Source organism: Telmatobacter bradus (assembly GCF_048629425.1).
GTDB classification, from domain to species: Bacteria; Acidobacteriota; Terriglobia; order Terriglobales; family Acidobacteriaceae; genus Telmatobacter; species Telmatobacter bradus.
Window position 1 is genome coordinate 2,921,993 of sequence record NZ_CP184532.1, and the last position, 26,913, is coordinate 2,948,905.

The window sequence follows — 26,913 nt, forward strand, 5'->3', positions numbered from 1 at the left end:
CAAAGGTTGTGTCCGGCCCGTGCAGGTCAATGGAACCGGACGTTGGATGCGATGTTCATCCGGAGTGATCGATGCGTCTTTCTTCTCTATTTTCCGTACTTGCGGCAGGGTTGCTCCTGTCACCTCTGGCAACGGTTGCGCAAACAGACGCGCCCAAGCTGCAGATCGACCGCAATGGCGAAACGATTGTGGTTGAACCTTATGCTCCAAATATTGTCCGTGTTACGCTCAGCCTTCAGCGCAAGGCGGCACAGGCCGCGCCCGGCTACGGCATTCTTGCCCACCCCGATGCCACCGGCTGGAAGCGCGAAAAGATCCAGTTCGCCGACCGCTTCTTCTCTTCACAATTGACGGCCGAAGTTGAGCGCGACCACGACGACGGCGGCATTGCCCTGCCGCAGCAGGCCGACATTGGCAAATACTTTGGCGGCAGCACGCCCGGCGCGCACATTACGCTGCGCAACGCCGACGGCAAAGAGCTGCTGCAACTCTCTGGATGGCAGCAGTCCCTGCCCAACCAGAAAGACGGCAACATTGAGCTGACCTGGAACCACCGCATCGGTGAAGCGCAGGACTACGTCGTGGGCGCTTCCTTTGCCACGCCCAGCGACGAGCATATGTACGGACTCGGCCAGAATCAGGAGGGATTTCTTGATCTGCGCGGCCATGTAGTGCATTGCTGGCACGATTACAACGCACCGGGCGGACAAAGCTCCTGCGTGCCGTTTCTCATCTCCAGCAAAGGCTACGGCCTGCTGTGGGACAACGAATCCAAGACCACCGTCGAGGTCGGCTTCAACGAATCCACCAACTGGAGTTCGCAGGCTGGCGACCGCGTTTCGTTCTTCGTTATCGCCGGCAAAACGCCGGATGAAATTTACGAAGGCTACCGCCTGCTGACCGGCCCCACGCATCTGCTACCCAAATCGACTTACGGCTTCGTCCAGTGCAAGCAACGCTACATGACCCAGCAGGAAGTGCTCGACGTGGCCAAAGGCTTCAGCGATCGCCATCTGCCCGCGGGCGTGCTGGTGGTGGACTGGTTCTATTACACAAAAATGGGCCAGTTCGACTTCAATGCCAAACAGTGGCCCGATCCCTCCGCAATGAACGCCGCGCTGCACAAGCAGGGCTTTGACACCATGATCAGCGTATGGCCGCGCTTTACCGCTGACAGCCGCTACTACGATAAACTGCTGAAGAACGGCTGGTTCATCGAGGATCGGGATGGCAAGCCCATCGACGGCCTGCCCTACGACAAGGCCGGTTCCGACATCGATACCACCAACCCGCAGGCCGCGGCATGGTATTGGGAGACACTCAAAGACAACATTCTGAGCAAGGGCTTTGACTCCCTGTGGGCCGACGAAACCGAACCAGACCTGCCTCCCAATGGCGCTTACTTCCACATTGGCAGCGGCACGCGCTACTTCAACGTCTATCCGCTCTTGCACACCGGCGCGATCTTCGACGGCTTCCGCCGCGATTTTCCCGAACGCCGCGCCCTGATTCTTTCCCGCGACGCCTTCACCGGCGCCCAGCGCAACGGAACCGTCTTCTGGTCCTCGGACATTGCGCCCACCTGGGACACCTTCCGCCGCCAGATTCCCACCGGGTTGAACTTCTCCGCCACCGGCTTCGCCTACTGGTCGAATGACACCGGCGGCTGGCAGAATCTGCCTGCCGTGCACAAACCCGAACACACGCCGCTTCTCGATCCGTCGGATGCGCGGGCCGTGGTGGGCGGCTACGACGACTATCCCGAGCTGTTCACGCGCTGGTTTGAGTACTCGGCCTTCACGCCTGTCTTCCGCACCCACGGCAGCCGTCTTCAGAACGAAATCTGGTCCTACGGCAAGCAGGCCGAGCCGATCCTGACCAAGTATCTGCGGCTGCGCTACCAGTTGCTGCCCTACATTTATTCGCTCGGCTACCAGAACTGGAAGACCGGCGCACCCTTTATGCGGGCTCTGCCGCTGGACTTCGGCAACGATCTAAAGACAGCCGACATCCGCGATGAGTACATGTTTGGCCCGGCGCTGCTGGTGGCTCCCGTCACCGAGCAGGGTGCAACCAGCCGCTCGGTCTACCTACCCGCAGGCACCGACTGGTACAACTACTGGACCAACGAGCGCGTACACGGCGGCCAGACGCTGCAGGTGGATGCGCCCATCGATACGATTCCGCTGTTTGTGCGGGCCGGATCGATTCTTCCGCTGGGTGGCGAGGTTGCCAGCGCCAAAGAACAACAGCCCATCGCCCAGATTCGCGTTTACCCCGGAGCCGATACCGCGTTTACGCTTTTCGCCGACGACGGCAGCAGCTACGCCTACGAACACGGCGGCGGAAACCTTACCGAACTTCGCTGGAACGATGCAACACAGAAATTCACCCACTCCGGGGCCGAGGCCTGGAGCGGAACAGAAAGCAGTGTGCTGCAGGTAGTCGGACACTAGAGCATCCTCAACGCTCTCCAGAGCAGATTCCCTCCCTCTGAACTGGCGCATTCTCTGCTTTCGATCAACAAAAGCGGAGAATGCGCCAATTTTTGTCGTTTTTGACTTCATTTCCCACCCTGTTTCCATTGCAATGAAATGCGGCCCCTTCTTTCTGCAGAGCAGTTTTTGCGCATGAAAATCGGAAAAACATCTGCGACAATGCAAAGAAAAGCAGGCATGTGGCGCACTCCCTGTAGAGAAATTGAACACGATTGCGCGCGGCAGTGGTCAGACCAGTGACCCGAGTCACGTACCCCCTCAGCACTGCTTGCTATTCTGGAGTAGATTGCCCGAAGGAGATTTTTGGATGAAGAATCTTGCAGTTTTGACGAGTGGCGGTGACGCTCCGGGAATGAACGCGGCGATCCGCGCCGTTGTGCGAACCGGCGTGGCCCGCGGGGTGAACGTTTTCGGTGTTTACCAGGGATACACGGGCCTGATCGAGGCCAACTTCAAGCGCCTCGGTTCACGCGACGTCAGCAGCATCATTCAGCGTGGCGGCACCATCCTGGGCAGTGCGCGTTGCATGGAGTTCCAGACCGCAGAAGGCCGCGAACTGGCCATCCGTCGCCTGCGCGGCGCCGGCATTGACGGCCTGATCGTCATCGGCGGCAACGGCTCGCAGACCGGTTCCTTCGCGCTCAATGAAATGGGCTTTCCGGTGGTGGGCGTAGCCTCCACCATCGACAACGATCTGTTCGGCTCGGATGTGACGATCGGCGTGGATACGGCGCTGAACGTGGCCCTGAACGCCATCGACAATCTGAAGGTTACGGCTTCGTCGCACCGCCGTCCGCTGCTGCTTGAAGTGATGGGCCGCAAGTGTGGCTACCTGGCGCTGATGGCCGGCATTGCCGGTGGCGCTGAGGCCATCGTGATCCCCGAGGTCGATACCGACCCCGAGCAGTTGGCCGCCCGCATTCAGGATGTGTACGATCGCGGCAAGCCGCACGCCATCGTGGTAGTGGCCGAAGGCGCCAAGTACAACGCCGAGGGTCTTTGCCAGCAGTTCAAGGAAAAGAAGCTTCTGCAGGGCTACGAGTTCCGTTCCACCGTCCTTGGCTATATTCAGCGCGGCGCAACGCCTACCTGTTCTGACCGTCTGCTGGGCACGCGCCTGGGCTCGGCGGCCGTGGAGCAGATTCTGACCGGCGAATCTGGCGTTCTGGTGGGCGTAAGCAAGGGCGAGATCATCACCACCCCGCTCGACATCGTGGTTGCCAGCAAAAAACCGCTTGATCCCTGGTATCTGGCCGCAGCCGACATGCTCGGCCTATAAGCCACCTACGGCTACACCTTAAAAAGCCCCCGGCTACCCCGGGGGCTTTTCTTTTTCCCCCACCCTGCCACCATCGGCGAAAATAAAGAAAAATCCAAACATTACGGATGGTTCCATGCAATTGCTTAAAAGATTGCCTCGGTTCATGAAGTTTGCCGCCGCAAGCACGCTTCTGTTGGGATTCAGCTTTGGTTTTCGCTCCACCGCTCTGCAGGCGCAGGCATTCTCCCATGCCGCGCTGGTGCACTTTGATCCAGTCACCGGCGGCTTTCCGCTGGCCGATGCAGGAAAGGCAGCGCCCATCTATCTGGATCCAAGCGAAGAAAAGACTCTGGGCGCGACCGTTGAGGCCTTTGCCAGCGATGTGGAAAGGGTCAGCGGGCACCGTCCGCAGATTCTGACTTCCCTGCCCAGCCCCAGACCCGCCGCAATGCTGGTGGTGGGCACAATCCATGCACCGGCCATCGCCCATCTGGCGGAGCAGAATAAACTGCCCCTCGGCGCACTGGAAGGCAAGTGGGAGAGCGCGGAAACCACCGTCGTTTCCGAGCCCTTGCCCGGCGTGCGGCAGGCACTGATTGTGGCTGGAAGCGACCGTCGCGGCGCTGCCTTTGCCCTCTTTGAGCTCTCCCGCCAGATGGGTGTTTCGCCCTGGGCCTGGTGGGCCGATGTGCCCGTGCAGCATCGCGACCACATCTGGATTACCGCCCACAACCAGCTGCAGCCCGAGCCTTCGGTACAGTATCGCGGCATCTTCCTGAACGATGAGGATTGGGGCCTGCGCCCGTGGGCCGCCCAAAAGATGGACCCCGCGCAGAACAACATTGGTCCGCACACCTACGAGCGCATCTTTGAGCTGCTTTTGCGCCTGCACGCCAACTCGCTTTGGCCAGCCATGCATCCGGGTACGCTGCCTTTCAATGCAGTGGACGAAAACGCCCGGCTGGCCGACCGCTGGGGCATCGTGATGGGCTCCTCCCACTCCGAAGCTTTGCTGCGCAACAACGTGGGCGAGTGGGACGAGCATCGCGATGGACCATGGAACTATCAGGTGAATCGTCGGGCCATCGACGCCTACTGGAACCGCCGCCTGGAGCTCAACGGCCATTATGAAAACTTTTACACCGTGGGCATGCGTGGTGTGCACGATTCCGGTCTGGAAGCCAAGGGCAGCGTCGAAGACAAGGCGCGACTGGTGGAGCAGGCGATGGCCGACCAGCGCTCCATGTTGGCCGAGCACGTGAATGCCAACCTCGGCAAAGTACCGCAGGTGATCTGGCTCTACAAGGAGTCACTGGCGCTTTATCGTGCTGGGATGAAGGTTCCCGACGACGTTACGCTCGGCTGGACGGACGACAACTACGGCTTCCTGCGCCAGTTGCCGACGGTAGAGGAGCAGAAACGCTCCGGAGGATCCGCCGTCTACTATCACGTTTCCTATTGGGGCTCGCCGCACGATTATCTCTGGCTTTGCACCACGCCGCCCGCGCTGATCCGCGAAGAGATGACCAAAGCCTACGATCACAACGCCCGCAAATACTGGATTCTGAACGTGGGCGATCTGAAGCCTGCCGAGGCCGACATCGACTACTTTCTGCAACTGGCCTGGGACGAACCGGCCATGGAGCACATCGACCAGCACGACTTTCTGCGGATCTGGTTTGCCGAGCAGTTTCCCACCGCCGACTCTGACGCCATGGCCTCGGTCATGGACACGTACTACCAGCTGAACTTCATCCGCAAGCCGGAGTTCATGGGCTTTAACGGATACAACGATGGGGTGCGACTGACCGCCTTCAATCCGCAGGCATGGGGCAGCGCATGGGGGCAGAATGGCGAGCGTGTGAATGCATGGGAGCAGTTGGTGCAGCAGGAAACCAAGCTGTCCGCACAACTGCCCGCGGCCTATCGCAGCGCATTCTTTGAGCTGGTAGGCTATCCGGTGGAAGCCTCGGCCGCACAGAACTGGAAGTTCCTCTTCACCGACCGCACTTATCTTGACGCCAAACTACAACACGAGAGTCAGAAGGATGCAGCGCAGGCCCAGGCCGCTTATCAGCAGATTCAACAGCTGACGGAAATCTACAATCGCATGGAAAACGGCAAGTGGTACGCCATGATGTCGAGTGCGCCACGCGAACGCAACGTCTTCAAAATGCCCGCTGCTGCTCAGGACGCCGCCACTCCCCTGCCGGATGATTGGGCAGAGGACCGCTCTCCGCAACCTGCCGCCGCGCCCCAGAACACAGCCGCTGGTTTCGTGGAACAGCATGGAACCGTCTCCATCAACGCTGCGCACTTCGTTCGTCACTTCGATGGAAGGGCTGCGGCATGGCGCACCATTCCCGACCTTGGCATTTCAGCGGGTGGCTCCGTAGTCTATGGCAATCCGGGAGCCCTGAGCAATTTGCCTGCGCAGGAAAAGCAAGCAGAACAGCCCTGGGTCGAGTATGAGTTCACCACGGCGGAAAGCGGCACAGCCACACTGGAGCTCTCTCTTTTGCCCACGTTCCCTGTCGATGCACAGCACCCTCTGCGTTTTGGCGTGGCCATGGACGGCGCTCCGACACAGACGCTCGATGCCTCCGGCTCTGGCGAGTGGAAAGAAAACGGCGCATCCACATGGGAGAAAAATGTGCTGCGCGATGCAGCCCTTTTTACTCTGCCAGTCACACTAGCCACACCGGGCAAACATACCGTACGCCTGAGCTGGATCGATCCCGGCGTGGTCTTTGAGCACTTGGTGCTGCGTTTTCCGGGAGCGCCTCCGGCCTACCCCGTTCCGCCAGAAACGTTGGCAGGGAAAGGCTTATAAGAAAGCCCCGAACATCTCTTGAGCTTCCATCCCTCAGGGGCTGAAGAAGCTACGAAAAAACTCGCCTCCAAGTGGATTTGTCTTTGCGGAGGGAGCAAGGGCCTTCAGGCCCTTGAAGAGCCGATGCGTTGAATATCGCCTTTAGGCTCGGGCTTTGTCTTGCCCTGCCTGTTTTGGATACCTGCTGACGATAAGACTTCCGGGGCTGAAGCCCTCACTCATTTTGCCTCTTTTTGCAGGGGTTATAGCGGTTCTCCAATTGCTGTACACCGAAGCCCCTGCAGTTGAGTGGCTTTTTTTCAAGAAAAAGCCACCTTGCACGATCTACAAAGGGCTATATCTATTGGAGAACCGCTCTAAAACCCCTGCCGCCCTCCGCCGCTCAGGCACGGACCAGCGCCGAGAACAACTCATCCAGAAGCTGACGCCGCTGCGGAGCAGGAAAAAGCTCCGGGCGGATGCAGCTTTCCAAAACCGCGCCGCCCACGGCTGCGCCCATGATCGAGAGTCGACGTTCGATATTGGCGCGGGTTTCGCTGTCCAGTTCGTGGCCAAAGAGCAGGGCAATAAAATCGTCTCCCGAGGCGTTGGTCATCAGGTCATACATCTCCCGCAGCTTGACGTGCGACTGCGGACGGCGCAAGACGTAGAGCTTGAACTCCAGCATCAGCATGGCCCAGGTAGGGTTCTCCGCCTGATCGTGCAGCCACTCGCGGAAGATCTCAGGACGCCGGGCCTGCTCCGGCTCGGCGCTGATGAACTGACGCACTTTACTGAAGCGGTCCAGCACGCGGCGCTTCATCAACGCCAGAAACAGATCTTCCTTGCCGGCGTAATGGGCGTAGATGGCTCCTCGGGTGAAACCGGCGCGAGCCGCAACCTCCTCCAACTGGGTTTTCTCAAATCCCTGCTCGGAAAAGATGGCTTCGGCGGCATCGAGGATGCGGCTCTGCGTCTCTTCGGTGCGGAGTTGATGTTTGTTGCGTGCGGAAGTTGGAGCGGCGGTCATCGATGGTCCTCTTGACAGAATTTTACCGTGACCGCATTATTGCATACAGACGCGTATGTATCCATTGTTAAAAAATTCTATTCTTTCGCAAAGCACCGGGGGCAGCCAGAAGTGGCTGACCGCTGGAATGCTCTGTCTTTTGCTGAGCGCCCCCCCGGAATGGGCGCAATCGGCAGCGCGCGCCCTCCAGCTTCCTCTCAGTGGAACGGCGCAATCCGGAGCCTCGGTCGGCATCTCAGCGCAGCCGTCGATGAATTCCAGCGTAAACACGTTGAATGTGCAGGTTACAGTACAAGGTGCGTACGCGGGCAGTATGCAGGATGCGAACCCGTCCGACGGAGTTGTGCGCCTGAGTCTGGCCGAAGCGGTACAGCACGGCCTGCAGCACAACCTGGGCCGGATGGGTGCCGATGCGGGTGCCCAGCAGGCCCAGGCCCAGTGGCGCTCAGCCCGCAGCGCCTTGCTGCCAACCATCAGCGCCTCCTTCTCAGAGAATGCGGCCAAAGAAGATCTTGCCTCCGAAGGCTTCACCTCTGCCCTTTTCGATGGTTTTCAGTTGCCCAGCACCGTCGGCCCATTCCACTATTACGATCTGCACGGATCGCTGCAGCAGAGTGTGCTTGACCTGACGGCTCTTTACAACAACCGTTCGGCGCGGCAATCGGCCAATGGAGCAATTCTGAACGCGCAACAGGCGCGGGAAGAAGTGGTGCTGGCGGTAAGCGGCAGCTATCTGCAGTTGCTGGCCACCGCCAAGCTGATTGAAGAGCAGCAGATGGAAGTGGCGTACGCCGAGGCCAGCTACAAACAGGCTCGCGCACAGGCCGATGCTGGCAACCAGGCTCCGCTGGAGGCCAATCGCAGCCTGGTGGAATTGCAGACCGAGCAGCAGCGCCTGCGCTCGCAGAAGGGCGATTTGCAAAAGCAAAAGTATGCGCTGGCCCGTCTGATTGGAATTCAGCTTGGCGTCCACCTCGAGTTGACGGACCAGTTGCAGGCGCTCAGCAACAGCCCTGCCCCGGTGGACGAGGTGGTACGTCGCGCCTGGGCCCAGCGGCTGGATCTGCGCTCGGCGGAAGCCGGTCTGCGGGCAGCCGAGGAAGCGCGCAAGGCGGCTCAGGCGGAACATCTGCCCACGGTTTCAGTCAGCGGCCAATATGGACTGCAGGGAACCAATCCCAACCAGGGGAACGGCATTTTTCAGGCCTCGGCCGCAGTGAATCTGCCCATCTTTAACGGTGGTCGCATCCGTGCCGACGTAACGCAGGCCGACGCGACATTGAATGAGCGCCGTGCCGAACTTTCGAGCAAGCGGGGCGCGGTGGAACTGGACGTGCGCAACGCCATGATCGATCTGGAAGTGGCTGGCGAGCAGGTGCAGACGGCAGAGAGCAATCGCCAACTGGCCCTGGCCAACCTGCAACAGTCGCAGGACCGCTTTGCAGTGGGCGTGGCAGACACGGTGGAAGTGGTGAATGCGCAGCAGTCGCTGGCCGCAGCCGATCACGACTATGTGAGCAGTCTGCTGGCGCAAAATCTGGCCACACTAACGCTGGCCCATGCCACGGGAGAAACGGAAAAAAATCTTTCCGCAATCGAAAAGGGAGCAGGCAAATGAGCACGGCAACAACGATGGAAGAGACGATGGAAACGACGAATCAGACAGAGGAAACCTCCGCGCTTGCCCCCCGCCGCCGCGTCAATCCCGTGCTGCTGGGCGCAGTAGGCGCAGTGCTGCTGGCAGCGGGTCTGGGCTGGTACAGCTATGCGCAGAAGTTTGAAAGCACCGACGATGCGCAGGTGGATGGCCACCTGATTCCGATCACGGCCCGCATTGATGGAACCATCAAGGCCGTTTCTGCCGAAGACAATCAGACGGTGCAGGCGGGCGCGCTGCTGGTGGAGCTTGACCCCAGCGAGAACACCATCGCGCTGCAGCAGTCGCAGGCGCAGTACAATCAGGCGCAAGCGCAGCTGGACGCGGCGCATCCCAATCTGCCCATGGAGCGCATCGATACCAACAGCGATCTGGCCACGCACCAGTCCGATGTGACTGCGGCTGAAGCCACACTCTCCGGAGCGCAGCACGACCTGGAAAGCACCCGCGCACGGCTGAGGGAGTCAGAAGCCACCAACGAGCAAAAGCTGGCCGATTACCAGCGCGATCTGGAGCTTTATAACAAGCAGGAAATCGCCCGCGCTGACTTCGATCACGCCCGCACAGCAGCAGCGGCGCAGCAGCAGACGGTAGCCTCGAATCAGGCAGCCGTCGCCTCTGCCGAACGCACCGTCGAACTACGCAATGCGCAACTGGCCTCCTCCCGCAGCAAATTGCAGCAGACGCTGACCAGCGCACCGCTACAGATCGCCATCCGTCAGGCCGAGGTCAAAAGCCATCAGGCCAATGTGGAAGCCAACGAAGCAGCGCTGGCACAGAGCCATCTGAATCTGGATTACTGCCGCATCCCGGCTCCGGTCCATGGCGTGGTTACGCAGCGCAGCGCTGAAGTGGGAGCGCGCATCAGCAAAGGTCAACAACTGATGATGCTGGTGCAGACTGACGATCTGTGGGTGACGGCCAACTTCAAGGAAACGCAGCTGGCGCACATGCGCTCCGGGCAGTCGGTGCGCATTCATGTGGACGCATTGCAACGCGACTTTAATGGCACGGTGGAAAGCATGCCCGCCGTCACCGGAGCACGCACCAGCGTACTGCCTCCGGAGAACGCTACCGGCAATTACGTCAAGGTAATTCAGCGCCTGCCGGTGCGCATTCGCTTTACCAGCGGCCAGCCCGGGCTGGATCTGCTGCGTCCCGGCATGTCGGTAGAACCCAAGGTACGAGTGGACTAACCCATGGCGCAAACAATGAATCCTGCACTCGCAGCAGGCGCTGCCGGAGGCCCCTCCGTACACCCATGGGTGATTGCCATGACGGTGACGCTGGCCACCTTCATGGAAGTGCTCGACTCCTCCATCGCCAATGTGGCGCTGCCGCACATTGCCGGATCGCTGGGAGCCAGTTCGGAAGAAAGCACCTGGGTGATCACCAGCTATCTGGTGGCCAGCGCCGTGGTGCTGCCCATGAGCGGATGGCTCTCCAACCTGATCGGACGCAAGCGCTTTTACATGACCTGCGTGGCCATCTTCACTACCAGCTCTTTTCTGTGCGCCATGGCTCCCTCGCTGCCCCTGCTGATCTTCTTCCGCATTTTGCAGGGCGCGGGCGGTGGTGGCCTGCAGCCCACCGAGCAGGCGATACTAGCCGACACTTTTTCCGCCAAGGATCGGGGCATGGCTTTTGCCATGTATGGTGTGGCAATTCTGGTGGCTCCGGCCATCGGCCCCACACTGGGCGGATGGATTACCGACAGCTATAGCTGGCACTGGATCTTCCTGATCAATGTGCCCATCGGCATTCTCTCGCTGCTGCTTACCCAGCGCATCGTGCACGACCCGGAGTACCTGAAGAAGCTGATCGGGGCCAAGATCAAGATGGATTACATCGGCATTGGGCTGATCGTAATCGGCGTCGGTTTTCTGCAGTACGTTCTGGACAAGGGCGAGGAGAACGACTGGTTCTCTTCCCATGCAATTCTGGTCAGCTTTGTGATTGCCATGGTTGCGCTGGTGGCTCTGGTGATTCGCGAGTTGAACCACGAAAACCCCATCATGGACCTGCGCCTGCTCCGGTTGCGCAACTTTGCCACCGCGGTGGTCTTCAGCTTCATTCTGGGTATGGTGCTGAATGGAACCACGGTGCTGATTCCGCAATTTCTGCAGAATTACCTGGGCTACAACGCGCAACAGGCAGGCATGGCGCAGTCGCCTGGCGCCATCACCCTGCTGCTGATGATGCCGCTGGCGGGAATTCTGGCCACGCGCTGTGATCCTCGCGTGATCATCGCCAGCGGCTTTGCGCTCACCTCTTACGGACTGTTTTTCGCCACCACCCTGCATTACGGCGCCAGCTTCAACAACATGGTGCTGTATCGCATCGTGCAGGTGCTGGGCATTCCGCTGATCTTCATCCCCATCAGCACCCTGAATTATGTGGGTGTGCCGCGCGACAAATTCAATCAGGTTTCGGGCATCAGCAATTTTGTTCGCAACCTGGGCGGCGCAACCGGCATCTCACTGCTGAATAACTTCATCTCCCGGCAAAGTCAGGTGCATCGCACCATGCTGGCAGCGCATACCAACCATGCGAATCCGTTCTTTGAAAAGCAACTGAACGCACTCACGCAAGGCTATATGACGCCGGGTGCAGGCAGCGTGCAGGCCACCCATCGCGCCCTGGCCAATCTTTCAGCGCAGATGGATCTGCAAGCCGGAGTTTTGAGCATCGCCAATTCCTTCTGGGTGATGGGATGTGTGGTGCTCTGTCTGGTTCCGCTCCCGTTTCTGATGAAACGGCCCAGTGCGGAAGAGTCGCGGGAGGCAGCGGCGATGCACTAAGGAAATGCCTTCAACAAGCAACACGCAGGGACAAAAACCAGAGGGGGCGCGATGAAAATCGCGCCCCCTCTGGTTTTATAGCTCCGTCGTTCAGATCGGACTGCGAAGGTCGAAGGTTTAGTACAGGTGGAAGTTAACTTCTATGTTCATCAACACAGGAACCGGAGTTTTTCCGTCCTTCATGGCGGGCCTGAAGCGGTACAGCTTGACGGCCTCGATGGCCTTCTCATCCAGTCCCATGCCGAGCGAACGCACCACGCGCGGATTCTGCGGCATGCCCTGCGCATCAATGATGATCTGGATGACGCAGACGCCCTGGTACTTGTTGCGGCGGGCTTCATCGCTGAACTCGGCCTCGACGCTGTGGATCAGCACCGGCTGCTTGTCGCCACCGCCCAGTTTATAGACGCCGCCGCCGGTATTGCCTCCGGTGCCAGGGCCATAACCATTGCCACGTCCAGAACCAATGCCGCCACCCGTTCCCGAACCAATGCCGCCGCCCGAGCCCGTACCGTTCGAGGCCAGCTTGACGGAGGAATTCTTCACGCCAAAGTTGACCATCTGCGGATTATCCGGCAGCTGAATCTCCTGCTGCACGTTGATGGTCGGCTCCATGGCGATCTTGGGATTGTCGATCCGCTTCACCTGCGGAGCAATGATCGGATCCTGCGCCCGGGGCGGAAGCTTGCCCTTGCTGGCGTCCAGTTCACTGTGCGAGCCGCCACCACCACCGCCGCCTGCACGATCTTTCTGGAGTTTGGCATCCAACTTGAAGTCGCTGTTCACATCGAGAGCGATCATCTGCTTCTGCTGAATGTTCTGAATCACCTTTTTGCCCACGGCAAAAAGGACAATCAGCAGAATTGCCACGTTTACAGTCGCGGCAATGGCCACGGCCACCGGATTGCGCTTGACCGCCATACGGTCCGGCACATCGATGGGCTTGCTGGTCAGCTCCAGTGGGGGCAACTTCTTCGGAAAGAAAACATCCTGAAAGCTTTCCCATAGGTCAGCCCAGATCGGCTTCTCTTCAAGGGATGTGCCCATCAAGGAGTGGACGAGTTCGTCCTCCGCAGAGGCGGTTGCAAGCAGGGTGGGCTGATTCTCGGCCTGGATCGGATTTTCGTTCGGCATATTCAATGCTGGCTCTGCCCTTTCTGGCGGCCGCGCGGACTGACCCCAGCAGAGCTCTCTTTCGTAGAAAACGGTGTCACCATTATGCTCGACCACGCCGGTACTTGTCTCGTCAATAAGCCCAACTTGGGAATCCGGCGTGTACTTACACGTTTCACTTCCGGTTTTTCCTTCGTTTTCCATAAAAGATAGACGGAAAGAGCCCCCGGTTTGTTACCCGACAAGCCAGCTTTCTCCGTTTACACTGTTAAATGAACAAGTTTGTTTCAGTCACGGAGTCAAAATGTCCCCAGCGCCGGAATTAAAGGCGACGCTTACGCTGCCGCAGACGGCCTTTCCGATGAAGGCCAATCTCCCCCAGAATGAACCGCTTAGGCTTAAAAAGTGGGCCTCGATGCGCCTCTATGAGGCGATTCGCAAGTCGAGCGCTGGCCGCCCCGGCTACCTGCTGCACGACGGCCCTCCCTATGCCAACGGTCCCATTCACCTGGGCCACGCCCTGAACAAGGGCCTGAAGGACTTCGTCGTCAAGTCGAAGACCATGGCCGGCTACGACGCCCCCTTTGTACCGGGCTTCGACTGCCACGGCCTGCCCATCGAGATCAAGGTGGACGAAAAGCTGGGCCGCAAAAAGCTGGAGATGCCGGTTCCCTCCGTACTAAACGCCTGCCGTGAGTATGCGCAAAAGTATGTAGACCTGCAAACCACGCAGTTTGAGCGCATTGGCGTGCTGGGCCGATGGGATAAACCCTACCGCACCCTGGCCCGCGACTACGAGGCCAAGACCCTCGAAGCCTTCTACGGCATCTTTGAAAAAGGCTACGTCTATCGCGGTCTGAAGCCGGTTTACTGGTGCATCCACGACCGCACGGCCCTGGCCGAGGCCGAAGTGGAGTACGCCAACCACACCAGCCCCTCGGTTTACGTGCGCTACAAGCTGACCAGCGAGGCTGCGGCCATCGATCCGGCGCTCAGCGCCATCGAAGAACTGCATACCATCATCTGGACCACCACCCCGTGGACGCTGCCCGCCTCGATGGCCGTGGCCTTCCACCCCGATTTTGAGTACGTGGCCGTGAAGGCAACCAGTGGCGACACCTGCTGCGAGCAGACGAATGTATACATTATTGCCGCCTCGCTGGCCGAGCAGGTAGCCAAGGCCTGCAAGTGGAATACGGTGGAAGAGCTGGCCCGCTTCAAGGGCGCAAAGCTGGAACATGCCACCTTCCAGCATCCCTTCCTGGAGCGCTCGATCCTGGGCGTGCTGGCGGACTACGTTACGGCTGACACCGGCACGGGCGCGGTGCATACGGCTCCCGCCCACGGCGCAGACGATTTTTATACCGGCGTTCGCTACGGCATTGATCCCACCTGCCGCGTGGACGGCGGCGGCCATGTGCATGTGGATGAGTCGGCCTGGCCCTTTGCCCAGCTTCCGCCCTTCGAGGGCAAGAAGGTATGGGACGCCAACCCCATCGTCATCGCCCTGCTGACCGAGCGCGGCGCACTGCTGGCCAGCGCACCGATTGAGCACAGCTATCCGCACTGCTGGCGCTGCCACCATCCGGTGATCTTCCGCGCTACCGAGCAGTGGTTCATCAAGCTCGACACTCCTGCGGAGGGCAATGCAACAGCGGTCGAGGGCAATGCCGAGAAGACGTATCGTCAATTAGCGATCGACGAGATCGACAAGGTGACGTGGGATCCGTCGTGGGGCAAGGAGCGCATCACCAACATGATCGCCACCCGGCCCGACTGGTGCATCAGCCGCCAGCGCATCTGGGGCGTGCCCATCGCTATCTTCCTTTGCGAAAAGTGCAACGAGCCGATTGAGGACGCGGCACTGAACAAGAAGATCGTCGAACTGGTGGAGCGCGAAGGCATTGAATCGTGGCACACCACGCCGGTCGAGCAGCTTCTGGCCGGAACGCGTACCTGCAAGTGCGGCTCGACGGAATTCCGCAAGGAAACCGACATTCTGGACGTCTGGTTTGACTCGGGCGTGAGCTGGCTGGCCTGTTGCGAATCGGACGAGCAACTGTCCGGCCTGTACAAGCGCTTTCAGGCCGGCGACGGCACCAAGGTTCTCTACCTCGAAGGCGGCGATCAGCATCGCGGCTGGTTCCACTCTTCGCTACTGACCTCAGTGGCGCTGCGTGGCAAGGCTCCCTACACCAATGTGGCCACGGCTGGCTGGACGCTCGACGAGCAGGGCCGCGCCATGAGCAAGAGCCTCGGCAACGGCGTCGATCCGGTGGACATTGCCAACCGCATGGGCGGAGAAATCGTGCGTCTGTGGGTGGCTTCGGTGGACTTCCGCGAAGACATGGCGGCCAGCGAAAACCTGATGACGCGCTGCTCCGAGATCTATCGCAAGCTGCGCAACACCTTCCGCTTCCTGCTGGCCAATCTGACTGGCTTTGATCCGAAGGATGCCGTGGCCATCGATCAGCTTGAGCCGCTCGACCGCTACATGCTCGCCCGCACCCACGAGCTGACCAAAAAAATTCTGGGCTGGTATGACGCTTTCGAGTTCCACCGCATTTATCACGCGGTGAATGAATTCGCCATCGCCGACCTGAGCGCGTTTTATCTGGATGTGCTGAAGGATCGCATGTACACCTTCGCGCCCACCAGCAAGGAACGCCGCTCCGCGCAGACGGTTCTGTGGCATATCTCCGAAGCTATGGTGCGGCTGGTTGCGCCCATCCTCAGCTTCACGGCCGATGAGGTCTGGGAGTATCTGCCCAAGGTGGAAGGCCGCGAAGAGAGCGTGCATCTGGCCCTCTTCCCCAAGCCGGAAGCGATCTATCCCGAAGACCCGACCGCACTGCTCGACGAGTGGAAGCAGCTTTTTGCCGTACGCGACGAGGCTCTGCGCATCCTTGAAGAAGAGCGTCAGGCCAAGCGCATTGGCAAGGGCCTGGAGGCGGAAATCGAGATTACCGCCACGGGCGACCAACTTGCGCTGCTGCAAAAGTACGCCACTTCACTCAAGGAAATCCTCAACGTCTCTGCCGTGCGGGTGATTGCAGGCGAAGCGCTCAAGGCTACGGCTCTGCCCGCCAGCGGCGCCAAGTGCGCCCGCTGCTGGAACTTCATGCCGACAGTCTCCAACTACGGCGTGTGGGAGAATATCTGCCCACGTTGCCAGTCGGCACTCGAAGAGATGGGCGTGGCCAAACCGGAGGCTACTGCTTGAGCTTTCCGCGTACCTTGGCCGGGCTCTTTTCCGCATCCGCGCTGGTAGTGCTGGCTGACCGTTGGACGAAAGTCTGGGTCAGCCGCCACATCGAGCTCGGCGGAGCCATTCCGGTGCTTCCCAGCGTCCTGCGCATTACGCACTGGACCAACGAGGGAGCAGCTTTTTCCATGTTTGCCGACTCAGCCTCACCGCATGCCGTGCGTTGGGGTCTGGTGGCCTTCTCCGCCATCGCCGCCCTCATCGTGGCGGGTCTGCTGGTGCGCATGGGCCGCAGCCTGAGCTGCACTTCGGCAGGTCTGGCGCTGATTCTGGGCGGAGCGGTTGGCAATCTGTACGACCGCGTGGCCTATGGCTCAGTGGTCGACTTCATTGAAGTACACATCCTCACCTATCACTGGCCGGACTTCAACGTAGCCGACTCGGCCATCGTCACCGGTGCCTGCCTGCTGATGCTGGAAGCGCTGCTGCCGCAGAAGAACGCAGACGCTGCACAATCTAGCGAGTAGGCAAGCAAGCCGCTCGAACAGATCCATGAAAAACGCCGGAAGCCAAGCTGCTTCCGGCGTTTTTCATCTGTCCTCCCTTATGCACTGCACCTTAAAATGGAACCAAACGCTCTGCCGGTGCGTATCCCGGCAGAGCACCTTCCAAACGCCTACAAAAAACCTGTTTGCGCCACCCCGCAGGCAGGCCAGGAGCCGCATGCAATCTCGTTCCCTACTCTCCTCCGTGCCGCTGAAGACGCGCCTACTGTTTGCCGTGTCTGCCCTGCTGCTGACCACTGCGCTGCCCTCCATGGCCCAGCGGCTGGCCACCACCGTGCATCCCGAGCACTACACGCTGGCGCTTACGCCCGATCTGAGGGCCGCAGCCTACACCGGCAGCGAGACCATCGACGTGGCGCTCGACGAGCCCTCGGCCAAGATCACGCTCAATGCCATTGAGATTGCCTTCCAGTCGGTAAGCGTTACCGCCGCAGGCAAGACGCAGACCGCGCAGGTCTCACTCGATGCAGCCAAGCAGCAGGCCACCTTCACCTTTCCCGAGGCGATTCCCGCCGGCAAGGCCACGCTCCGCATTCAGTTCACCGGCATTCTGAACAACGAACTGCGCGGCTTCTATCTGTCGAAGACGCAGAAACGCAATTATGCCGTCACCCAGTTTGAATCGACCGATGCGCGTCGCGCCTTCCCCTGCTTCGACGAGCCGGCCTTCAAGGCCACCTACGATGTGCAGCTAACCATCGACGCTGCCGACACGGCCATCTCCAACAGCTCCATCGTGAGCGATACGCCCGGTCCCGTGGCGGGCAAGCATACCCTCAAGTTCGACACCACGGCCAAAATGTCCACCTACCTGCTGGCCTTTTTGGTAGGCGACTTCCAGTGCAAGGCTGACCAGCAGGACGGCGTCACGATCCGCGTTTGCGCTACCCCCGAGAAGGTTGCCTACACGCAGTACGGCCTGGACTTTGCCAAGTTCACGCTGCACTACTACAACCAGTACTTCGGCATTCCCTTCCCGCTCAAAAAGCTGGACCTGATCGGCATTCCTGACTTTGAAGCTGGCGCAATGGAGAACTTTGGCGCCATCACCTATCGCGAAACCGATCTGCTCGTTGATCCGCAGACCGCTTCCGTTGGAGCCAAGAAGGAAGTTGCTCTGGTCATTGCGCATGAGATGGCGCACCAGTGGTTCGGCGATCTGGTCACCATGAAGTGGTGGGACAATCTGTGGCTGAACGAGGGCTTTGCCACCTGGATGGAAGCCAAGCCCATGGAAACCCTGCACCCCGAATGGAACGTCGATCAGGACGTGGCCGCCGATGGCAACCACACCCTGGACGTGGACGCGCTGCCCACAACGCGCTCCATCCGCGCCAAGGCCGACACGCCCGAAGAGATCAATCAGATGTTTGACGGCATCGCCTACGGCAAGGCTGGCGCAGTGCTGCTGATGGTGGAAAATTATCTGGGACCCGAGACCTTCCGTCAAGGCGTGCACAACTATCTCGCCGCGCACCTGTACAGCAACGCCACGGCCGAGGACTTCTGGAACGCGCAGACCGCTGCCAGCCACAAGCCTGTGGACAAGATCATGGAATCGCTGGTGGCACAGACCGGTGAGCCGCTGCTGACCTTTGGCGAGCCCGCCAACGGTGCGATTCCCGTCAGCCAAAAACGCTTCTTCCTGAGCCCCAGCCAGAAGGTCAATCCTGCCCAGCAGTGGACGCTGCCCATCTGCTTCCGCACCGGCAACAACCAGCAGGAGTGCCAGGTGCTGACGCCGGAAACCTCCGCGCTCAAGCTGCCCGCCGCGCCCTTCGTCTTTGCCAATGCCGGCGGCAAGGGCTACTTCCGCAGCGCCTATTCGCCTGCGGTGTACAAGCAGCTTGTGGCCAACGTCGAAACCAACCTGAGCCCCGATGAGCGCATCAGCCTGACCAGCGACGAATGGGCGCAGGTGCGTGCCAACAAGGCTCCGGTGGGCGATTACCTGGACCTGCTGGCCGCTCTCAGCAGCGACTCCAATGCTTCAGTGCTCTCGAATGCCATCAGTGCCTACGGCTCCATCAAGGCTCAGGTTGCATCGAACGAAGCCGAGCGCGAAGCCCTGCGCAACTGGGCCCATGCCTGGACGGCAGCCGCGTATGCCAAGCTGCCCCAGCCTACTGAAAATGATTCGGCCAACCTGCGTGAATTGCGTGCAGTGCTCTTCGGTATGATGGACTCGCGCGAAAACTCCGTCATTCTTCCCGAAGCCCGCAACCTTGCCGAGAAGTATCTGAGCAACCCTGCTTCGGTGGACGGCACGCTCGGCCAGACGGCTCTTTCGGTTGCTGCGCAGCATGGCGATGCAGCTCTGTTTGATCGTCTGCAGAAGATCTTTGAAACCTCCACCAACCCTGAACTGCAGGAAGGTGCGCTGCGCCTGCTTGTGCAGTTCCGCGATCCTGCCCTGCTGAATCGCGCTCTCGAATACACCGTTTCCGGCAAGGTGAAGAATCAGGACGCGGCCATCGAGCTGGCCATCGCCCTGCAGATTCCCGACTCGCGCGAAGCAGCGTGGAAGTTCATCCAGACCAACTGGACAAAGGTGAACTCCCTGTTGACCACCGAGATGGGCGAAATCCTGATCTCATCGACCGGCGGCTTCTGCTCGACCGATGCCCGCGACGATGTGAAGCAGTTCTTCGCCGCACATCCGGTTCCCTCCACCGACCGCTCGCTGAAGAGCGCTGTTGAACGCATCGATGGCTGCGTGGAACTGCGCAAGCTGCAGGAACCAAATCTGCAGCAGTGGCTGGCCGCGCACAAGAACTAAACGTTGCACGCAAAAGAAAAGCGGTCCGAACCTTCAAGGTTCGGACCGCTTTTCTTTTGCCTGAAGATTACTTCAGATCACGCCAGTTCGCGCCGAAGTTCGCCTCGGCAATCAACGGCACATGCAGCTTGACCACGTCTTCCATCTGGCTGCGCACCAGCGTTCCCACTTCTTCCTGCTCATCGAGCGGAACCTCGAAGAGCAGTTCATCATGGACCTGCAGCACCATGCGCGTCTTCAGCTTGCGCTCGGTCAATTCGCGATCAATCGAGATCATAGCCAGCTTGATCATGTCGGCCACCGTACCCTGCAACGGCGTGTTGATGGCCGTGCGCTCGGCAAAGCCACGCTGATGCATGTTGCGGCTCTCGATGTCGGGAATGGGACGCACACGACCAAAGAGCGTACGCACACTGCCCTGCTTGCGCACCTCGGCAATCGTCTTTTCATGGAAGGCACGCACACCTTGATAGCGCTCGAAGTAGCGATCAATGTATTCCTTGGCCTCGCCTGGAGAAATGCCAAGCTGATTGGCCAAACCAAAGGCAGAGATGCCGTACACAATACCAAAATTCACGGCCTTGGCGCGGCCACGCGTCTCCTTGTCCATCTGGTCGAGCGGAACACGGAAGACTTCGCTGGCAGTGAGAGCGTGAATATCGATGTTTTCTGCGTAGGCCTTGCACAAAAGCGCATCGCCGCTGAAGTGCGCCAACAAACGCAACTCAATCTGCGAATAATCGGCCGAAAGCAGCCTGGTTCCTGGCGACGCGGTGAAGGCGGCGCGAATTTCGCGGCCCAGCTCGGTGCGCACGGGAATGTTCTGCAGATTGGGATTGGTGGAAGAAAGTCGTCCCGTGGTTGTGGCCGCGGCCTGAAAGGTCGTATGCACGCGAGCCTGCGCATCGGCCAGCAACGGCAATGCGTCAATGTAGGTGGACTTGAGCTTGGTCAGGTGACGATACTCAAGCACCAGCTGCGGAACTTCGTGCTTTTCAGCCAGAAATTCCAACACGTCCTGCGCGGTAGAAACTGACTTGCTTTTGCCACGCGCCGCCGGAGCAGGAAGTTGCAGCTCGTTAAAGAGCACCTCACCAAGCTGCTTGGGCGAATTGATATTGAAGGGGTGGCCTACCGACTCGAAGATGAGCGCACTGACCCGCTGCATCTCCGCACCCAGACGGCGCGAAAGCTCATCAAGCACCGGCAGATCAATGCGCACACCGGCCTTTTCCATCCGGTAAAGCACGGGCGTCAGCGGCAGATCGATGTTCTTATACACATCGCCAACACCGGCCAACTCCACCTCTTTACGCAAGGATGGATAGAGGGCCGCGACCACTGCAGCCGAAGCGGCAAGCGAAGCCGGAAGCGCCTCACCGTGGCGTGCGGCTACATCCGCGAGTGTCTGCGTGGTGTGCGTAGGATTGAGCGCATAGCTGAGCAGCATGGTATCGTCCACCGCGCCACGCAACTCCACACTTTGCGCATCCAGCGCATGCAGAGCGGTCTTCCAGTCGTGCACGCGCTTGGAAGTGGCTTCGTCTTCAAGTAACGCGCGCAGACGATCAGTCAGCGGCAGCAGCAGGGCGCGCTCCGGCGCAGCGCAAACGCCTAGCGAGAATACTTCCTTCTTTTCGGCGGCTTCAACCAGCTCCAGCAACGACTGCATCGGCGCGGGTTCTTCATCTTCTTCCGCAACGGGCGCGGCAGCCTTTACTGCTAAAGCAAAACCATTTGCCTTGGCCGCAGCGTAGAACGCATCTTCCTGCTCGGCCGTGGGCGATTCAATCAGTTCAACCACCGTCTTCGGCACGGCGGGTTCAAGCTCACGCAGCATCGAAGTAAATTCCAGTTCGGTGAAGAGCTCGCGACAGGCAGCCACGTCGGGCGACTGCGTTTCCATCGCGGCCAGATCCAGTTCCAGCGGCACATGGCAGTCGATGGTGACCAGTTCCTTCGAGAGCAGCACCGCATCGCGATTCTGTTCGAGCGATTCCCGATAGCTCTTGCGCTTGACCTCGGCGGCACGGTCGAGCACGGCTTCCACGCTGCCAAATTCGCGGATCAAGTCCACACTTCCCTTGTCGCCAATGCCGGGCGCTCCGGGCACATTGTCGGCCGCATCGCCACGCAGGGCCATCACGTCCACCACCTTGACGGGCGGCACTCCCAGCACCTCTTCCACCTTGGCAGGATCGAGAATCAGATTATCCTTCTGCGGGTTCAGGATCTTCACGCGCTCGTCTACGAGCTGCATCATGTCCTTGTCGCCACTGACGATGAAAACCTCGTATTCCGCGGCGGAAGCTTGAAGAGCCAGCGTTCCGATCACGTCGTCCGCCTCGAAACCTTCAGCGGCAAGGATGGGAATGTGCAAAGCTTCAAGCACGCGACGAATGTAGGGGATCTGACGGCGCAGGTCTTCCGGCATCTCTTCGCGATTGGCCTTGTAGCCCGCGTAATCCACCTCGTCAAAACTCTGCGTCTTGCCATTCCACTTGCGCAGCGGACCCATCTGACGGGCCTTTTCGTCGCGAAAAACCTCGCCACCCAGATCGAAGACAGCGGCGAAGTAGTGCGGCGCAAAGTCCTGGCGCAGCTTGCGAATCATGTTGACGAAGACGTAGATGGCCGCGGTCGGCTGACCGGAGCGCGTCGTCATCGGGCGCGAACGCTGCATGGCATGGTAGGCGCGGAAGATGAACGACATGGTGTCGAGCAGGAAAACGGCGGGTTTGTTTTGTTCAGCCACGGGAATGAGTCTATCAGGAAAGGAACATGCAGTCGCCGTAACTGAAGAAGCGGTAGCGCTCCCGCACGGCATGGCGATTGGCCTCAATCACATGCTCGCGACCGGCAAAGGCACTCACCAGCATGACCAGACTCGATTGCGGCAGGTGGAAGTTGGTGAGCAGCGCCTGCACCAAACGGAATTTGTAGCCCGGCGAAATAAAGATCTGCGTACTGCCGGAGTGCGGCTCCAGCGGCTGACCATTTGCCTGCTGGGCACAGTGCTCCAGCGTGCGCACTGTGGTGGTGCCCACGGCCACAATGCGGCGGCCCTCGGCCACGGCGCGGTTGATGGCCTCGGCAGTTGCGGCAGGCAGCGTATAGCGCTCCCGATGCAGATGGACTTCAGAGACGCGCTCCACACGCAGCGGCGCAAAGGTTCCCAGGCCCACATGCAGCGTAACGCGCGCAATCTCCACGCCACGCGCCGCAATCGCCTGCAGAACCTCGGGCGTAAAGTGCAGGCCCGCAGTGGGTGCAGCTACTGAACCGCGTTCGTGCGAATAGACGGTCTGGTAGCGCTCGCGGTCGTCGTTCGTATCATCGCGATGGATGTAGGGCGGCAGCGGAATGTGGCCGATGCGTTCGAGCGCGGCATAAAAATCATCCACGGGATCAAAGCGCAGCAGACGTTCGCCAAACTCGCCCCGCTCCAGCACTTCCGCAGCCAGCACGGCATTGCCTTCCGCATCCGGAAAGACAAGTCTCTCGCCCACGTTCACCTTGCGGCCGGGCTTGACCAGCGAGCGCCAACTGCCATCGGGCTCAATGGTGGTGAGCAGCACTTCGATCTTGCCGGTGGGTGCTTCGCGTTCCCGCACCACGGTACGGCGCGCGTAAAGACGGGCCGGAATCACGCGGCTGTCATTCTGCACCAGCAGGTCGCCCGGCTGCAGCAGCGCAGACAGATCGGTGAACATGGCGTCGCGCAGTGCGCCCGTCGCACGATCCACGCACAGCATGCGGCTGGTTCCACGCACGGCGGGCGGCTGTTGAGCAATCAGTTCTTCGGGCAGATCAAAGCCGAAGTCGGCAACGGTAAGGTCTTCGCGCATTTCTGACGTGCTCATTGCGCCGCCTTTCCAAAGTGAGCCTGGGCGCGATGGCGGGCGCGTTCGAGCGCTGCATCCAACTCCAGTCGCTTGGCTTCGTACGCTTCGGCAGGCAGGTCGGCAGGCACATCCACCCACTGCGCCCAACTGACACAAATGCGCGTGAAGGGCTTGGGCACATAGAAGTGATCCCACGACTTCATCGTCCAGACGCGCTCCGGCTCCAGATGAAAAGCGCCGATCTGCGCACCGCTCAGATGAGCCAGACGAATGGGGCCCATCTTGCTTTGGTAGATGGGTCCACGCGGCCCATCGGCGGTAAAGATGGCGGTACGATCCGTGGCCAGCACGTCCACCAGCCCCCGCAGGCCCTCGCTGCCGCCCCGCGAACTGGAGCCACGCACGGCGTCGAAGTTGAACATCTTGAGGATGCGCGTAATCAACTCGCCATCGAAGCTGCGGCTGATGAGAATCACCGCCTTGGAGTGGCGAAAGTAGACCGTGCAGGGCAGGGTGCACTGGTGCCAGAAGCAGAAAATCTTGTTGGGTGAGCGCTCGCCAAAGCGGATCGGCTGAACGCCGTCTTCGGCAATCACTTCAAAGCGCCAGGTGCGGCCCACCAGAGCCAGCAACGCCCACACCACACGCGGCACAATGGCCAGCACGATCCTCTGGCCAAAGGAAAATCCGGTTTTATTTTTTTCGCTCACTGCTTTGATTTTATCGTGAGCGGGGGAAGTGTTTTTCCTCCGAAAATCCATGCGCCACGCGCGGAGGGCGCAGGGGCATTCATGCCCTCCAAAAACGCAGGCCGAAAGCATGGCCATGGATGCGAGAACCTCTCTGGCTCACAAAACGGCAGCGGCAAAACAAGCAATGAAAAATAAGGGCAATTCACTTAAAGTTGAAGTGAATTGCCCTCCAGGACTGAACAGGCTGCGGAAAAACTCGCCTCCGAGTAAATTTGTCTTTGCGGAGGGAGCAAGGGCCTTCAGGCCCTTGAAGAACCGATGCGTTGAATATCGCCTTTAGGCGCGGGCTTTATCTTGCTCTGCCGGTTTTGGATGCCTGCTGGCGAAAAGATTCCCGGGGCTGAAGCCCTCGTACAGTTTGCCTCTTTTGCAGGGGTTAAAACCCCTGCCTCCCTCCGCAACAAATTTTCTTCCTAGTTGTAGCGCAGCCAGCGCAGCATTTCCGGCAGCGTGGCGCGCTTGCCATACATCAGGATGCCCACACGGTAGAGCCGGGCCGAGAACCAGAGCAGAGCCCAGATGCTGAGCCCCAGCAGCGCAATGGAAGCCGCAATCTGCCACAAAGGCGGCATTTGCCCACCCATACGCAGCATCATGATGATGGGCGAAGTGGCCGGAAAGAGCGAGCCTGCCACCGAGAGCGCCGAGTTCGGATTATTGGTAACCACCGAGATCATGCCAAAACCCACCCAGGCCGGAACCGCGGCCAGCGGCGTGTAAAGCTGCAGTTCCTGCTCGGTTTCGCAACTGGCCGCCAGCCCCGCAAAGAGCACGGCGTTGAAGAGATATCCAAGCACAAAGTAGAGGGCAAAGAGCACGACTTCGAGCACCGAGAAGTGCAGCGAAAGTTTGCCCGTGAGCAGAGGCGCGGCAAAGGCGCTGCCGGCAAGGGCCATGCTGGCCGTCAGCCAGATGGCCAGTTGCGTCAGTCCCACCAGACCCGTGCCAATCAGCTTGCCGGCCAACATGTCGCTGGGCTTGGCAATTGAGAGCATCACCTCAAAGATGCGCGAGGTCTTTTCCTGAATGATGGAGCGCGCCACGTTCAGGCCGTAAAGCATGGTGGTCATCAGCAGCAGAATAGCCATGAAATAGCCCTTGAAGAAGGAGCTGAAGGTATTGCTCTGCACTTCCCTGCCATCCTTGCTGATCTGGCGCGTATCGAGGTTGATGCGCTTAAGCACGGCGTTGGCCGTGGCCGCATCTATGCCATGCTCGTTTAGCCGCTCTCGCAGAATGGCACGATTCAGAGCGCTCTCCAGTTTGTCGCCCAACATCAACTCCGAAGACGAGAGCGAGTCATAAACTGCGGTTGGTTCCTGACCGGGCTCGTGATCAATCCAGAGAAAGCCATCGATCTGCTTGTTGCGCACGCGCTCCACCAGCGCCGCACGGTCGCTGTCCGTGGCCGGAGCCAGCAACTCCATGCGATCCGGCGGACCATTCTTCCCGGCGTCCTTGCCACCGTCGTACTGCTTGAGCACATCGGCGGCCAGCTGCGCATCGTTCGAGGCAATCACCAGATGTTTGCCACCCAGCGCCTGTTTGTTCATCAGGAACAGGATGCCGAGGATGACCACGAAGGACAGCGGCACCAGCACGGTGGAGATGCGGAAGGCCTTGCCACGCACCTGCTCCAGATATTCGCGACGGGCAATCAGCAGGATATTACGCATGGCTCTGGCCTCCCACGGTCTGAATGAAGATCTCTTCGAGCGATGGCTCAACCAGCTCAAAGCGGTAAATCGTGGTCATGGCCAGGGCCTCATGCAGCAGCTTCTGCGCGTCGCCATGGGGCTTCAGCTTGACCTCGGCGTGGCCGGAAAAGTTGTCGGCAGATTCAATCTCAACACTGTTCAAAAAATCAGCGCTGCCCTCGAACTCGATCCGTACGCGATTGCGCTCGTAGCGACTTTTGATCTCGCGCACGCGGCCTGCCAGCACGTTCTCACCCTGATGGACGAGGCAGATTGTGTCGCAGAGCTTCTCCACCTGATCCATGCGGTGGGTTGAAAACAGAATCGCGCGGCCCTGCGCCTTCAACTCCAGCAGCGTCTTTTCCACCAGCACCGCATTCACCGGATCGAGCCCGCTGAAGGGCTCATCCATCACGATCAGGCCGGGATCGTGCAAGAGCGTGCCGATGAACTGAATCTTCTGCTGCATGCCCTTCGACAGCTCCTCGGTCTTCTTGTCGAGGGCGCTGGCAATCTCCATGCGCTCGGCCCAGGCCTTGGCGCGGCTGGCCGCAAGCTCCGGCGTAAGCCCATGCAACTGGCCAAAGAAGACCAACTGATCCAGCACCTTCATCTTTTTGTAGAGGCCGCGTTCTTCGGGCAGGTAGCCAACCTTTTCCAGACTGCCGCGCTCAAAGGGCCGCTCAAACAGGCTCACCTTGCCGCTATCGGGCAGGGTAATGCCCATCATCATGCGAATGGAGCTGGTTTTGCCCGCTCCGTTCGGCCCCAGCAGGCCAAAGATCTGTCCCGCCTCAATCGACAGACTCAGATTGCTGACCGCAACCTTGTCGCCGTAGGATTTGCTGACTGCAGCCAGTTCAACGATGGGCATGAAAGCTCCACTTACATTTTTCG

16 protein-coding genes are annotated in these 26,913 nt (G+C 59.8%); 9 read left to right on the forward strand and 7 right to left on the reverse strand.

What is annotated here, in order from left to right; genetic code table 11:
* The first annotated feature begins 71 nt into the window (after positions 1-71).
* The 3 genes from ACOBR2_RS12115 to ACOBR2_RS12125 all read left to right on the forward strand — a co-directional run bounded on the left by ACOBR2_RS12115 (position 72) and on the right by ACOBR2_RS12125 (position 6,592).
* Positions 72-2,456 carry a TIM-barrel domain-containing protein gene (locus ACOBR2_RS12115; RefSeq protein ID WP_420236370.1) on the forward strand — a complete coding sequence of 795 codons (2,385 nt, stop codon included), beginning with the start codon at positions 72-74 and terminating at the stop codon, positions 2,454-2,456.
* Between the two features lie 349 nt (positions 2,457-2,805).
* Entirely contained in the window at positions 2,806-3,777 is a 972-nt protein-coding gene (locus tag ACOBR2_RS12120; RefSeq protein ID WP_420236371.1) for an ATP-dependent 6-phosphofructokinase, read from the forward strand.
* A 145-nt stretch (positions 3,778-3,922) separates the two neighbouring features.
* Positions 3,923-6,592 carry a glycosyl hydrolase 115 family protein gene (locus ACOBR2_RS12125; protein ID WP_420236372.1) on the forward strand — a complete coding sequence of 890 codons (2,670 nt, stop codon included), beginning with the start codon at positions 3,923-3,925 and terminating at the stop codon, positions 6,590-6,592.
* A 382-nt stretch (positions 6,593-6,974) separates the two neighbouring features.
* Here ACOBR2_RS12125 and ACOBR2_RS12130 read toward each other — a convergent pair whose 3' ends face one another.
* Positions 6,975-7,601, reverse strand: a complete 627-nt coding sequence (locus tag ACOBR2_RS12130) for a TetR/AcrR family transcriptional regulator (RefSeq protein ID WP_420236373.1) — start codon at positions 7,599-7,601, stop codon at positions 6,975-6,977.
* 139 nt (positions 7,602-7,740) lie between these two features.
* On the opposite strand from ACOBR2_RS12130, the gene ACOBR2_RS12135 reads away from it, so the two are divergent.
* Genes ACOBR2_RS12135 through ACOBR2_RS12145 form a run of 3 tightly spaced genes read left to right on the forward strand, consistent with a single transcriptional unit; the run spans position 7,741 to position 12,059 of the window.
* Positions 7,741-9,219: a TolC family protein gene (locus ACOBR2_RS12135; protein ID WP_420236374.1), complete on the forward strand. Its 1,479-nt coding sequence runs from the start codon at positions 7,741-7,743 to the stop codon at positions 9,217-9,219.
* Entirely contained in the window at positions 9,216-10,454 is a 1,239-nt protein-coding gene (locus ACOBR2_RS12140) for an HlyD family secretion protein (RefSeq protein ID WP_420236375.1), read from the forward strand. Before ACOBR2_RS12135 ends, ACOBR2_RS12140 begins: the two co-directional genes overlap by 4 nt.
* 3 nt (positions 10,455-10,457) lie before the next feature.
* A complete protein-coding gene (locus ACOBR2_RS12145; RefSeq protein ID WP_420236376.1) occupies positions 10,458-12,059 on the forward strand; it encodes a DHA2 family efflux MFS transporter permease subunit in 1,602 nt (533 codons plus the stop codon).
* Positions 12,060-12,176: 117 nt separating this feature from the next.
* On the opposite strand, the gene ACOBR2_RS12150 is transcribed toward ACOBR2_RS12145, so the two are convergent.
* A complete protein-coding gene (locus ACOBR2_RS12150) occupies positions 12,177-13,193 on the reverse strand; it encodes an energy transducer TonB (protein WP_420236377.1) in 1,017 nt (338 codons plus the stop codon).
* Positions 13,194-13,476: 283 nt separating this feature from the next.
* Here ACOBR2_RS12150 and ileS point away from each other — a divergent pair, with 283 nt between their 5' ends.
* The 3 genes from ileS (at position 13,477) to ACOBR2_RS12165 (ending at position 19,722) form a co-directional block, all read left to right on the forward strand.
* Positions 13,477-16,395 carry an isoleucine--tRNA ligase gene (gene ileS, locus ACOBR2_RS12155; protein WP_420236378.1) on the forward strand — a complete coding sequence of 973 codons (2,919 nt, stop codon included), beginning with the start codon at positions 13,477-13,479 and terminating at the stop codon, positions 16,393-16,395.
* The gene (gene lspA / locus ACOBR2_RS12160) at positions 16,392-16,904 is read left to right on the forward strand and encodes a signal peptidase II (protein WP_420236379.1); all 513 of its coding nucleotides are present in this window, start codon (positions 16,392-16,394) and stop codon (positions 16,902-16,904) included. Before ileS ends, lspA begins: the two co-directional genes overlap by 4 nt.
* A gap of 196 nt (positions 16,905-17,100) precedes the next feature.
* A complete protein-coding gene (locus tag ACOBR2_RS12165; RefSeq protein ID WP_420236380.1) occupies positions 17,101-19,722 on the forward strand; it encodes a M1 family metallopeptidase in 2,622 nt (873 codons plus the stop codon).
* Positions 19,723-19,789: 67 nt separating this feature from the next.
* Here the strand turns inward: ACOBR2_RS12165 and polA are convergent, their stop codons facing one another.
* From polA to ACOBR2_RS12190, 5 genes are all read right to left on the reverse strand, one after another.
* A complete protein-coding gene (polA, locus tag ACOBR2_RS12170) occupies positions 19,790-22,477 on the reverse strand; it encodes a DNA polymerase I (RefSeq protein WP_420236381.1) in 2,688 nt (895 codons plus the stop codon).
* 13 nt (positions 22,478-22,490) lie between these two features.
* A complete protein-coding gene (queA, locus tag ACOBR2_RS12175) occupies positions 22,491-23,585 on the reverse strand; it encodes a tRNA preQ1(34) S-adenosylmethionine ribosyltransferase-isomerase QueA (protein ID WP_420236382.1) in 1,095 nt (364 codons plus the stop codon).
* Positions 23,582-24,277 carry a lysophospholipid acyltransferase family protein gene (locus ACOBR2_RS12180; protein WP_420236383.1) on the reverse strand — a complete coding sequence of 232 codons (696 nt, stop codon included), beginning with the start codon at positions 24,275-24,277 and terminating at the stop codon, positions 23,582-23,584. Before ACOBR2_RS12180 ends, queA begins: the two co-directional genes overlap by 4 nt.
* A 455-nt stretch (positions 24,278-24,732) precedes the next feature.
* On the reverse strand, positions 24,733-25,995 hold the full coding sequence (locus tag ACOBR2_RS12185) for an ABC transporter permease (protein ID WP_420236384.1): 1,263 nt from the start codon (positions 25,993-25,995) through the stop codon (positions 24,733-24,735).
* Positions 25,988-26,890 (reverse strand): ABC transporter ATP-binding protein, encoded by a 903-nt coding sequence (locus ACOBR2_RS12190; protein WP_420236385.1) that lies wholly within the window; start codon positions 26,888-26,890, stop codon positions 25,988-25,990. The genes ACOBR2_RS12185 and ACOBR2_RS12190 overlap by 8 nt, the downstream gene beginning before the upstream one ends.
* Positions 26,891-26,913 lie beyond the last annotated feature (23 nt).